This is a genomic window from Brevibacterium picturae, assembly GCF_030453725.1.
Taxonomy (GTDB): Bacteria; Actinomycetota; Actinomycetes; order Actinomycetales; family Brevibacteriaceae; genus Brevibacterium; species Brevibacterium sandarakinum_A.
In genome coordinates this window covers 1-8,572 of sequence record NZ_JAKDJU010000132.1, presented here as the reverse complement: position 1 = coordinate 8,572, position 8,572 = coordinate 1, and the positions used below count along the sequence as shown (strand labels likewise).

At 65.6% G+C, this 8,572-nt stretch carries 8 protein-coding genes; 4 read left to right on the top strand and 4 right to left on the bottom strand.

The window, feature by feature from the left end:
• The first annotated feature begins 31 nt into the window (after positions 1-31).
• The gene (locus tag L0G76_RS12000) at positions 32-1,813 is read left to right on the top strand and encodes a dipeptide ABC transporter ATP-binding protein (RefSeq protein WP_304357435.1); all 1,782 of its coding nucleotides are present in this window, start codon (positions 32-34) and stop codon (positions 1,811-1,813) included.
• Positions 1,814-2,083: 270 nt separating this feature from the next.
• On the opposite strand, the gene L0G76_RS11995 is transcribed toward L0G76_RS12000, so the two are convergent.
• Positions 2,084-2,746 (bottom strand): TetR/AcrR family transcriptional regulator, encoded by a 663-nt coding sequence (locus L0G76_RS11995; RefSeq protein ID WP_304357434.1) that lies wholly within the window; start codon positions 2,744-2,746, stop codon positions 2,084-2,086.
• 356 nt (positions 2,747-3,102) lie between these two features.
• Between L0G76_RS11995 and L0G76_RS11990 the strand changes: the two genes are divergently transcribed.
• Positions 3,103-3,684: an NADPH-dependent FMN reductase gene (locus tag L0G76_RS11990; protein WP_304357433.1), complete on the top strand. Its 582-nt coding sequence runs from the start codon at positions 3,103-3,105 to the stop codon at positions 3,682-3,684.
• Between the two features lie 201 nt (positions 3,685-3,885).
• Positions 3,886-4,647 (top strand): SDR family NAD(P)-dependent oxidoreductase, encoded by a 762-nt coding sequence (locus L0G76_RS11985; protein WP_304357432.1) that lies wholly within the window; start codon positions 3,886-3,888, stop codon positions 4,645-4,647.
• A gap of 27 nt (positions 4,648-4,674) precedes the next feature.
• On the opposite strand, the gene L0G76_RS11980 is transcribed toward L0G76_RS11985, so the two are convergent.
• Both L0G76_RS11980 and L0G76_RS11975 read right to left on the bottom strand, forming a co-directional pair.
• Entirely contained in the window at positions 4,675-5,406 is a 732-nt protein-coding gene (locus tag L0G76_RS11980) for a response regulator transcription factor (RefSeq protein WP_304357431.1), read from the bottom strand.
• Positions 5,403-6,755 carry a sensor histidine kinase gene (locus L0G76_RS11975; RefSeq protein WP_304357430.1) on the bottom strand — a complete coding sequence of 451 codons (1,353 nt, stop codon included), beginning with the start codon at positions 6,753-6,755 and terminating at the stop codon, positions 5,403-5,405. Before L0G76_RS11975 ends, L0G76_RS11980 begins: the two co-directional genes overlap by 4 nt.
• A 123-nt stretch (positions 6,756-6,878) precedes the next feature.
• Here L0G76_RS11975 and L0G76_RS11970 point away from each other — a divergent pair, with 123 nt between their 5' ends.
• Positions 6,879-7,304: a hypothetical protein gene (locus L0G76_RS11970; RefSeq protein WP_304357429.1), complete on the top strand. Its 426-nt coding sequence runs from the start codon at positions 6,879-6,881 to the stop codon at positions 7,302-7,304.
• 23 nt (positions 7,305-7,327) lie between these two features.
• On the opposite strand, the gene L0G76_RS11965 is transcribed toward L0G76_RS11970, so the two are convergent.
• On the bottom strand, positions 7,328-8,572 hold a 1,245-nt coding region (locus L0G76_RS11965), incomplete at its 5' end, for a sensor histidine kinase (RefSeq protein WP_304357428.1).

Here is an 8,572-nt window from a genome sequence, read left to right as displayed (position 1 = left end):
TACTGGCGGTACCGCCGGTGCGGCGAAGAGCATCCTCGATGTCGACGGCCTCGATGTCACGTTCTCCACCGACGGCGGCGACGTCCACGCGGTGAAGAATGTGACTCTGTCGGTCACCCCGGGGGAGGTGCTCGCGATCGTGGGCGAATCCGGCTCCGGCAAGACCGTGACCGCGCGCAGCATCCTCGGGCTTCTGCCGGAGACCGCGCAGCGTTCGGGTGCCGTGATCGTCTCCGGCAAGGACGTGCTCAGCGTCTCCGGTGATCAGCTGCGCAAGATGCGCGGAACCGACATGTCGATGGTATTCCAGGAGCCCTCGACGGCGCTCAACCCCGTCTACACGGTGGGGTGGCAGATCGCCGAGGGCCTACGTGCCCACGACAGACGCGCGAGCAAGGCCGAGCTCAAGACCAAGGTCATCGCCGCGATGGAACAGGTCGGGATTCACGATGCGAAGAACCGCTTCGACTACTATCCGCACCAGTTCTCCGGCGGGCAGAAGCAGCGCATCGTCATCGCCATGGCCCTGGCACTCGGCGCCGAGCTGATCGTCGCCGACGAGCCGACGACCGCACTCGACGTCACCGTTCAGGCCGAGATCCTCGACCTGCTGCGAGAGCTGCGTGACGAGACGGGTACCGCGATCGTGCTCATCACCCACAATATGGGCGTCGTGGCTGACCTCGCCGACAGGGTGGCCGTGATGTACCGCGGAGACCTCGTCGAGGTGTCGTCGGTCAAGCAGCTCTTCCATGATCCGAAGGAACAGTACACGCGCGACCTCCTCGGCGCCGTCCCCCGACTGGGCTCGACGGTCGCCGGCAGTCGCAAGGCTGCGGCTGCCGACGCTGCGGAGGCCGCCAGCACCGACGCGAAGGACGGGGGCGAGGGCACCCCGGCAACCGCCTCGGCGGGGGAGGCTCCAGATGTGGGAGAGGCCCCGGCTGCCGACGCTCACGCGGGAAAGCCTCGCGACGAACGCGAATCCGTCGTCGTCGCTCGCAACCTCGATATCGTCTACCCGGGAGGCTTCGGTCGCTCGGACTTCCAGGCGGTGTCGTCGGTCAGCTTCGACATCAAGGCCGGCGAAGTCTACGGACTGGTGGGCGAATCCGGATCGGGCAAGACCACGATCGGACGCGCCATCGCCGGCCTGACCAGGGCCAGCGGGGGCAGCCTCCAGGTGCTCGGACACGAAATGGTCGGGTTCAAGGAGCGGACTTTCTCACCGATCAGGCGCCGGATCGGGTTCGTCTTCCAGGACCCGGCGGCCTCATTCAACCCGCACCTGACGGTCGGGGAATGTGTGGCGGAGCCGTTCGCCATCCATCGGCGGGACATGACGCCGAAGGACCGGGAGAAGCGGGTGCTCGAACTGCTCGACTCCGTGCAGCTGCCCAGCGCCTACGGGGCCAGGTATCCGCACGAACTCTCGGGCGGCCAACGCCAGAGAGCCTCCCTGGCACGCGGACTGGCCCTCGACCCGGAGCTGCTCATCGCCGATGAGCCGACCTCGGCCCTCGACGTGTCGGTGCAGGCCAAGGTGCTCGAACTGTTCGTCGATCTGCAGAACCGGTTCGACTTCGCGGCCCTGTTCATCAGCCATGACTTGGCCGTCGTCGACATGCTCTCCGATCGCATCGGGGTCCTGTTCCAAGGCGAATTGCTGGAAGAAGGCACCGGCGAGCAGGTGCTGGGGTCACCGAGCAGCGACTACACGAAGCGACTCATCGCCTCTCTGCCGGTGCCCGACCCGGACGAGCAGGCGCAGCGCCGCGAACTCGCCCGCAGTCTGCGCACTACGGTCGGTTGAGGCCGCGGGTGCCGCGCCGGGGTGGCTCGTGCCGCGGCGCGGCCGTGCGGTCGGCCCCCGGGACTGCAGTTGAGGCAACGCGGCAACCCTCCGGTCGCTGAGCAACCTTGAGCAGCGGCTCGAGAACAGCGAGCAACCCTTCGGTCGTTGAGCAACCTGTACGGGGGTTGCTCAGCGACCGAAGGGTAGCCGAGGTCGTTGATCTGACAGGTAATAGCCCGCGCCGAGGGTCGGCGCGGTCAGCGCCGACCGTGTGGGCTCAGCGCTGTGTCAGTTCTGGTCGTCGGAGATGAAGTCGAGCATGCCTGCCTGGTTGATCGGCAGCGCCATCAGGCGGTCGAGTTCCTCCGTGCTGGGATCGAGGCCCAGGATGCGCAGCGAGTACTGGGTGAAATCGCGCTCGATGACATCCGGCGTCAGGTCGCCGGTGGGGCGGTACCAGAGTGAGAGCGAGTTGCAGATCGAGTGGATCGCACGTGTCACAAGCTGCGCGCTGTCGACGTGGAACGTTCCGGCATCGATGCCTGACTGGACGATGTCGCCCATGATGTCTCGCGCCTCGCGCTGGAGCTCTTTGACGCGGGTGGCATTGTCGCCGGTCAGTCGTTCGGTGTCGCGCAACAGCACTGTGGACACCGAGACGTTCTCCATGCGGTACCGGGACAGGTAGCGCACGGCCACGGTCAGCTGTTCGGTGTGATCATCGCCCACCTCGGCGATGACGGCTCGCCCGTGTTCGCTGTACCAGGTGTACGCCGTGTGCACGAGCTCGTAGAGAGCTTCCTGCTTGGATGGGAAGTAGTAGTAGAGTGCGGACAGACTCAGTCCGGCAGCCTGCGCGATATCGCGGATGGAGGCACCGTCGAAGCCCTTTGCGGCGAAGGTGTCCCGAGCCGAGCGGAGGATGTTGTTGCGGCCGTTGGTTGATTTCACGGTGCTTGTACTCCTTGGCGGTCGGATATCGAACAATCTTTCACTTGCCAATCGAGAATACATGACGTTGCCCGGCGAATGGCCGCTTCCGCCCAGAATTCGGGGATCTGTGCGCTGTCGAGGGGGTGCACACGCTCAGGTCGGCATGAACCCGACTGTTCAAATGAGCAGGCGAACGCGACGATAACCTGTTCAAACGAGCAGGCGAATGTGACGATGATCACGCGGAATTTCGGAATTATTGACATTTCAACAAGGTTGTCCGGATGTGGGAAAGCGGCAGAAGTCTGCCGCTTCCGACCACCTGGAACCAGCACCACCAGACACTGGACACTGACACCGAACAGAGGACGGACATGCTCAACATCGCCATCATTCCCGGAACTTCGCGCCCGCAGGCACTCAACCCGCAGGTCGTCGCCTGGGCCAAGGAACAGCTGGCCGGGCGTGAGGGCGTCCGCGCCGAGGTCGTCGACTTCGGTGACTTCGACCTGCCGCTGCTCGACGAGGTCATTCCGGCCGGCGCGAACATGTACCAGAACGATCACACCAAGGCCTGGGGCGCTAAGCTCGCCGAGTTCGACGCCTTCATCTTCGTCACCCCCGAGTACAACCACTCGATCTCGGGATCGCTGAAGAATGCGCTGGACTTCGTGGCCAGCGAGTTCAACCACAAGGTCGCCGGCATCGTGAACTACGGCGCCGACAAGGGTGTGCGCGCCGCCGAGCACCTGCGCCACATTCTCGCCAACTACAAGCTCGCCGTCGTGCGCGACCAGGCCTCCTTCAGCCTGTTCACCGACTTCGCCGACGGTGTCTTCACCCCGACTGAGGTCTCAGCGACCCCGTTCGCGTCCATGGCCGATGATCTCGTGAGCTGGGGCGAAGCCCTGAAGTCCGTGCGCGAGGACGCGGATTCCGAGGACCAGGCCGCCTGATCGTCGCCCAGCGCATCGCCTGCGACTGACACGACCGAAGCCCGCCGCACCGAATGGTCGGCGGGCTTCGTCGATCCCGGATCACTTCGTTCCCCTCGCCGAGGCGTTCGCCGGCACCTGGCCCGAGGGTGACCCCGCACACAGGGGTCGGCTACAGTCGAACCAACTCAAACGTTCACTGAAGTGATGCGAAGGACATTTATGGATCTCAACAACACAGTTGCACTCGTCACCGGCGGCGCCTCCGGGCTCGGCCGCGCCACCACGGAACGGCTCCTGGCCGCCGGTGCGCAGGTCGTCATGGTCGATCTCAACGCCGAGGTGGGGCACCAGGTGGCCGCGGAACTGGGCGAGCGCGCCCATTTCGTCACCGCCGACGTCACGAACGAGGAGCAGGTTCAGGCCGGTGTTGACACGGCAACCGGTCTCGGGCAGCTGCGCGTCGTCGTCAACTGCGCGGGAGTCGCGACTCCCGGCAAGCTCGTCTCGCGCAAGGGGCCGCTGGCCCTGGACGCGTTCTCGAAGGTGCTCAACATCAACGTCGTCGGCACCGTCAACGTGTGCCGTCTGGCCGCAGCTGCGATGCAGGCTCAGGAAGCCGATGGTGAAGAGCGCGGCGTCATCGTCAACACCGCCTCGGTCGCGGCCTTCGACGGACAGATCGGACAGATCGCCTACTCCGCGTCGAAGGGCGCAATCGCTTCGGTGACCCTGCCCATGGCACGCGAGCTGGCCGCCTCACAGATTCGGGTCGTGACGATCGCGCCGGGCATCTTTGAGACCCCGATGATGGCCGGCCTGCCCGAGGAGGCGCAGGAGTCCCTGGCGAAGTCGATCCCCCATCCCTCCCGGCTGGGCAAGGCCACGGAGTACGCGCAGCTCGTCGAATCGATCGTGGCCAACCCGATGCTCAACGGTGAGACCATCCGCCTCGACGGTGCGATCCGCATGGCTCCGAAATGATCTGAACTCAGCTCCAGGCCCTGTTGCTCAGCGCCTCTCGTTGACGAGCAGGGCCAACTGGACGCGGGTGCTGACGTCGAGCTTGTAGAAGATGCGTGCCAAGTGGGTCTTCACCGTCGCGGTGGAGACGAACAGTGACCGCGCCACCTGCGCGTTCGTCATACCCTGGGCGACCGCCTCGGCGATCTCACGTTCCCGCGCCGTCAGCGGTTCCAGCGGATCGGGAGCGTGCGGATTCCCGGCACCGGTGGTCCCCGCGCCTCCGGAACCTATACCTCCGGGGCCCGATCCTCCCGACGACCTCAGGCCGTCCCCACCATCGGCCAGTCCCGTCGCCGAGGTGGTGCCTCGTCCCAGCAGGGACTCGACGGCGCTCGGTGACAGGGTTCGGGTGCCGTTCGCCGCTGCCCGGACCGCGTGGATGAGTTCGTCCGGGGGAGTGTCCTTGAGGATGTAGCCGGCCGCGCCCGAGCGCAGCGCCTGGTAGACGAACTCATCGGTGCCGAAAGCGGTGAGAATGAGAACCTCGGGGTGGGAGGCCTGAGCCATGAGAGCCCGGGTCGCCTCGAGACCGTTCATGACGGGCATGCGAATGTCCATGAGGACGAGATCGGGACTCAACTCACGGGCCAGGTCGACCGCCTCTCCACCATGGGCCGCCTCGGCGATGATCTCGATGTCATCGGCCGCGCCGAGGAGGAGGCGCAGTCCCGAACGCATCAGGGATTCGTCATCGGCGATGATGGCTCTGATGCTCATCCGATCTCCTCTTTCAGGTTCGGCACCGGGATCCGAGCCCGCAGTTCGAAGTCGGGATCCCGGCTCACGCTGAGGAATCCGCCCATGGCCTCCATTCTCTCCTTGAGACCGAGCAGACCCAATCCGGACCCGGCGATCGCCTGTTCCCGCACTCGCGCGTCGGGGGGAGCGTCAGCAGTATGGGCGTTGCGTGCGAGCATTTCGACGCTCTCCTGCTCGGCGATCCATGTCAGCGTGATCAGCAGTTTCTGGCCTGGCGCGTGCTTGAGCGCATTTGTGATCGCCTCCTGCGTGAAGCGGTAGATCGTCGTCCGCTCGAGCGCGCCGACAGATTGCAGCAGCTCGGCGGTGAGCGGTTCCCGGCAGTTCAGCTCCACCGTGTCCGATCGATCGGCGATGAGGCGTTCCAGGTCGGGATCGACCACGGTGTATTGGTCGTCTCCGCGCAGCATCGTGAGCACTTCGCGCAGTTCGATGCCCGAACGCCGGGCGCTGGCAGCGATGAGGCGCGCGCTCTCATGCACGGATTCGGGATCGAGGTCCCGGCGCACCGACAGAGCACCGGAGTACATGGCGATGACACTGAGATGGTGAGAGAGCGAGTCGTGCATATCGCGGGCGATGCCACGGCGCACCTCGGCGACGGCCCGATCCTGACGGGAACGTTCGCGCAGCAGAGTCTGCGCGGCGGAGTCGATGAGTCCCTGTTCGCGTGCGCCGCGGATGACGCCGATGACCACGAGTATCGCGAAGGCGGTGCCGTTGACCAGGAAGAGCGGCAACTCGAACTGTCCGACCGCGTTCGGCGTCAGCGTATAGGCCAGACTCTGCGAGAGCACGGCCGCGGCGAGACAGGCGAAGTCGAGTGACCAGCTGCGTCGGGCTGACAGTGTGATGAGGATGAGTGAGGAGGCGAAGGCGCCGAGGAGGCTGATCGTGCCGACGAGGATGCCGAGGAGCCCGACGGTGATCGGAATCCATCCCCCGGGTCGACGCTGCAGGGATTCGACGGACCCGTCAGCGGCAAGGAACTCCTCGCCTCCGCGTCCGCTCGTCGTCAGGAACTCGCGGAACTTCTCGGCGGCGAGCACCTTGGGTCGCAGCGATCTGCGGGGGATTCTCCTGCCGTCGAAGCAGAGGACGACCGGCAGGCAGGCCAGGGCGATGATGCCGAAGACGATGTGGAGGAGCAGCTCGGCGCCGAGCGCCCCTGCTCGATCGCCCGCGTCTTCGAGGTCGGGCCATTCGGCGCTGACGCCGATGACCACTAAGAGCGCGCCGGCTGTCAGTGAGATGCCCGTCCAGAGGAGGGCATGCATGAGATTGCGGCGGCCGGGGTGAGGAGTCACAACTCGAGGTTACCGGTGACGGTCGGCCGGTGTTGTCGCCCGAAAGGATGAAATCATTGCCGCCGAGGAGGGCGCAGCCTCCACCATGACAACTACACGAATCTACGATCAGGCGAACCAACTGTGAGCTGCTGCAACGACCTGACCCAGAGTCTGCGCAAGCGCGGCTGCGAGGAAGCGCAGGTTCTCGATGTCCTTGAGCACGTACGGGAAACGGCCGAAACCACGCGACTGGAACCTGATCAGGAGTTCGGCTCTCCGGATGACTGCGCGAGTCACTACACCGGACCGCGCCGACGTTCCCCGGGGCCAACGACCCTGAATGTCTTCGGTGCCCTTGGACTGATCTGCGTCGCAGTCTACGCTGTTCGATCAGATCTGTTCGGCTTCACGACACCCGTGATCAAGCAGTTCGCGGGAATGATCGCAATGCTCGTTCTGCTCATCCTGGGCGCCTTCGCAGCAGCATTCGTCGACACCCGCCTGCCCCGGCAATTCGGTCTGAACAGCGGTGACTCCCGGCCAGGCAGCGGTGACTCCCGCCAGTAGTCGGCTCAAGCAGATCGAGTGGCTCAGTTCGCCGGCAGCGTCGCGAGCACTTCGAATCCGCCCTCGACAGTCGGACCCACCTGCAGCGTCCCGTCGAGTGCCTCGACCCTCTCGCGCATGCCCTTGAGACCGAATCCTCCGCCGAGGTGGCCGGCAGCAGGGTGGCCGGCAGCAGGGCGCCCCACGTCGGGGTGGCCCGCGTCGGGTTGGCCCGAGTTGGGCCGACTCGAATTGGGACGGACCACCTCTGCGTCGGTCGAATCCGGAACACCGTTGACGACGCCGATCGACAGCTGCGAGCCATCGGTGCCAACGGACACGCGCACCGGCGCTCCGGGGGAGTGGCGAAGGGCGTTGGACAGAGCTTCCTGGACGAGGCGGAACGCGGTCAGGCCGGTCGTCGGGTTGATTTCGAATGCATCCGCTGGGAACTCGAGTTCAACCTCGGCGCCCGAACTGCGAGTGGCCTCGACCAGGTCCGGAATGTCATCGACCTTCGGCTGTGGGGCCAGATCGGCTTCGCGGCTCCCGCGCAGAATCGCCAGGAGACCGCGCATCTCGTTCAGCGCTTGCCGGGCCGAGCCTGCGATCGAATCGAATTCGTCGACGCTGCGGTGGTCGAGTTCGGGCAGTCGGTAGCGGGCCGTGGTGGCTTGGACGCTGATCACGGACATGCTGTGGGCGACGACGTCGTGGAGCTCCTGTGCGATCCGATTGCGTTCCTCGAGCTCCTGGCGCTTGGCCAGCTGCTCGGCGCTGAGTCGGCGTTCGGTGGCCAACTGGGTGCGGCCGCGAATCCACAGATTCCCGATCACTGCGATGGCCGAGACTCCGGCGCTGAGTGAAGCGGTCGTAATGGCATTGGCCATTGCCCCGGACAGGCCTCCCGCATGGGGCAGAGCCAGGCTGAGGCCGCCCAGCACCGTGGACAGCGACCAGAGGATGACGAGGTGGAGCCAGCTGTGCCGCAGCCCGACGATGAGGTGGAGGAAGACCAGCGCCAGGATCGACGTCACCGTCCACGGCCACACCAGGCCGGACGTATCCGCGGTGAGGATGATTCCCGCAGCTGCAGAGATCACCCCGACGAGGATCGCTGGAATCGGCTTGCGCACAGCGAGCACCAAAGCTGCGCTCTGACCGAGGACGACGAGCATCGCGAGGACCGTCGAGGTTCCATACAGCACAGCCGTCACGGGCCATCCGACGGCCACGAGCACCACGCCGACGAAGATGCTGAGCAACCAGAACCACCCCTCGCCGCCGGC

Coding starts and splice junctions, on each gene's coding strand:
- L0G76_RS11990 (WP_304357433.1), top strand. CDS start 3,103: ATGCTCAACATCGCCATCATTCCCGGAACTTCGCGCCCGCAGGCACTC.
- L0G76_RS11985 (WP_304357432.1), top strand. CDS start 3,886: ATGGATCTCAACAACACAGTTGCACTCGTCACCGGCGGCGCCTCCGGG.
- L0G76_RS11980 (WP_304357431.1), bottom strand. CDS start 5,406: ATGAGCATCAGAGCCATCATCGCCGATGACGAATCCCTGATGCGTTCG.